Origin of the sequence: Ferruginibacter sp. (assembly GCF_031430955.1) — a bacterium.
Classification (GTDB): Bacteria; Bacteroidota; Bacteroidia; order Chitinophagales; family Chitinophagaceae; genus Ferruginibacter.
The window spans coordinates 1-2,621 of the sequence record NZ_JANPCM010000291.1 but is presented as its reverse complement, the minus strand read 5'-3'; the positions used below and the strand labels follow the sequence as shown (position 1 = coordinate 2,621).

2 protein-coding genes and 1 other RNA gene are annotated in these 2,621 nt (G+C 36.0%); all 3 read right to left on the bottom strand.

Features of this window, described 5'->3' with window-relative positions:
• On the bottom strand, positions 1 to 799 hold a 799-nt coding region (locus ACY65O_RS08220), incomplete at its 3' end, for a PDDEXK nuclease domain-containing protein (RefSeq protein ID WP_462220373.1).
• 38 nt (positions 800 to 837) lie between these two features.
• The gene (locus ACY65O_RS08215; RefSeq protein WP_462220372.1) at positions 838 to 2,061 is read right to left on the bottom strand and encodes a site-specific integrase; all 1,224 of its coding nucleotides are present in this window, start codon (positions 2,059 to 2,061) and stop codon (positions 838 to 840) included.
• 247 nt (positions 2,062 to 2,308) lie between these two features.
• Positions 2,309 to 2,621: a transfer-messenger RNA gene (ssrA, locus tag ACY65O_RS08210) on the bottom strand; the annotation flags it as partial.

Genomic DNA, 2,621 nt, shown 5'->3' with positions numbered 1-2,621 from the left:
GGGTTTTCAAAATTCTGTGATAAAAAACTAAGTCGATTCGGTAATGCTTATTATCAAACGTTATTCTCTTTTGCCTGGCCTCAAAACAAAACCCCCTTCCCATTTCAACCAGAAAATTCTGCAGGTTGGTGATGATACTTTCTTCCAGATCGGATTCACTGTACGAAGGCTTTTCCTCTAATCCCAGGAACTCCAGCAAATAAGTATTACGAAATAAATCTTCTGGTTTCACATCATTTTGGACTATATGTTTTTTAAGGGTAACTTCCTTATCGGTACTAAGTCCGGTTCTTTCATACAAAAGGCTTTCAATGGCTCGTTTTAAATCTCTCACGCCCCAATTGCTTTGAATAGCATGAACTTCATAGAATCTGCGTTTAACGTCTGTATCAGCTTTTAAAAGCTCAATAAAATGGGAAAAGCTGAGGTTATTCAGCAATAGATTCAGATTGGCCGATTCATCCGGTTCTGGCAATATTGCAGACACTGTCTGCAAAATTTGGGGGTACGCCCTGTAAAAATCCCTGCATAAGTAAAGGTTACGTTCCTGTAACGATTTTACTCCCATTTTTAGGAGCCTTTTGGCGATAGCCTTGAAAAGCCCTAAGCCATAATCTGCCTTGTCTTTACCAGACTGCTCATACTCGACAATATAATATCCAATAATCCAATTACGAAGGGTTAAAGCTGTATTAACCTGCCTTTGAACTTTATTCAGGAAGAATGAATTCGTCTGTTGAATATTTGTTGCCAGGTATTCAAGATTGTTTTCGGAAGAAATATTTTCAATTGTTTTCATCTTTATATTTTAAAATGATCCGGTTTTTATCATAAACATTAGTCATAGCGGTGCCCCAACTTTTGCTTTAATAAAATCATATCAGCACTAACTTTTAAATCCAATATTTTAGCATAATGCTGTGTTTGTTTTATTGAGGAATGCCCAAGCATTTTTGAAACAGTTTCGATAGGTACACCATTGCTTAAAGTAATTGTTGTGGCAAATGTGTGCCGGGCAATATGTGAAGTCAATATTTTATCTATCCCACACATTGCTGCTATCTCTTTTAAATATCCATTCATCTTTTGATTACTTGGTACAGGTAAAGGCATATCCTTATTAATGCAAAGTGGATGATTTGAATATTTCTTAATCAATTGAGTTGCTGTAGGCAATAAAGGAATGGCAGATCTGGTTTCAGTTTTCTGCCTGTTTGTAAAAATCCATAATCCCCCATCTACACCTTTTGTAATTTCAGAAATTTTTAGTTTTTTAATATCTACGTAAGCCAAACCTGTAAAACAACAAAATAGAAACACATCACGAACCTGGCTTAACCGATCTATATCAAAACTCTTATTAGCCATTCGCTGTACTTCTTCTTCCGTGAGATAAACCCGGTTTACAGTTTTAATTTTTCCTTTATAATTTACAAAAGGATTTTTTATAATCCAGCCATTGGAAAGACATATCCTGATTATTTTCCCTAAATTTTTAATGTACTTAAGGGTTGAATTATTATTACACTTATTCGTAGTTCTTAAGTAGTAATCGTAATCAGTAATAAAGGCATTATCAACCTTTTCAATATTGATATCAGCAACTCCAAATTGGAATTTTAAAAAAGCCTGTGTATGCCGCAATGAAGTTTCATATCGTTTATGTGTGGCTGTTGCAAAGCCTTTACCGATTAAGCTTGCTACTTTGCTGTTATGATCTTTAAACAACTCAATAAGCATGTAAGATTTTTCTGACTTCCCCATCATTCTGTTTTTAAGGGATTCTGCTGTAATCAATTTCCCATTTTCGTGTAGATACCGATGTGCTTCATAAGCATCCGATTGAAGGTTATCAAGAAAAGCATTTAAGCTTTTGATATTCTCCTTTGTGCCGGTAGCTCGTCCGGAATGACTATTCCATTTTTCAGGCTCGCATTCCCTGTTGGTAGTTACCTCTGCCCGTTCTCCATCAACAGTAATTCTTAAGTAAACCGGTGCTAAACCTGATGTGTAATTTTTTTGCTTTTTCAGGTAAAAAAGCATGCTAAAATTTGTCTTCATGATTTTAATCATTTAGGTGAAACAAAATTAGCATTGCAGCAGAAGCAAAACAAGATGTTCATTTAGTTAACATGTTGAAATACAGTAAGTTAGAGCACTTCTGGTGAGTAAAGGGTTCGGGAGATATTACTCACCGAATCACTCACCAGAAATTTGTTATTCTATATATGTTTTGATAACCCTCTAAAAACAAAAAAGCCCGCAAACATTGAGTTTGCAGGCTTTTAGCATAATTTGGTATTGATTTTAGTGGAGCTGCAGGGAATCGAACCCTGGTCCAAACATATTCGCCGTAAGCCTTCTACATGTTTATTTAGTTATTAATTGTCGGGAAAAAGCAGGAACCTAACCAACCAACTGAATCCTTAGAAGAATAGTCTTAAGTACCGCTCACTTCATTGCGGCACAGCATTCCGTTTTGTTTTTAAGTCGGCGGCGGAACATGGTAACAGAACTGACCTGTTCGGCGGCCCTAATGGATGCTAATCTATCGATTAAGCAGCCATGGCATACTGAGTATTGCCATTTAAGTTGTTGAATATTCAGATTAAAGTGCTAAT

What these genes read in the sequence shown, in the direction of transcription:
- ACY65O_RS08215 (WP_462220372.1), bottom strand. Translation starts at nt 2,061, where the DNA reads ATGAAGACAAATTTTAGCATGCTTTTTTACCTGAAAAAGCAAAAAAAT.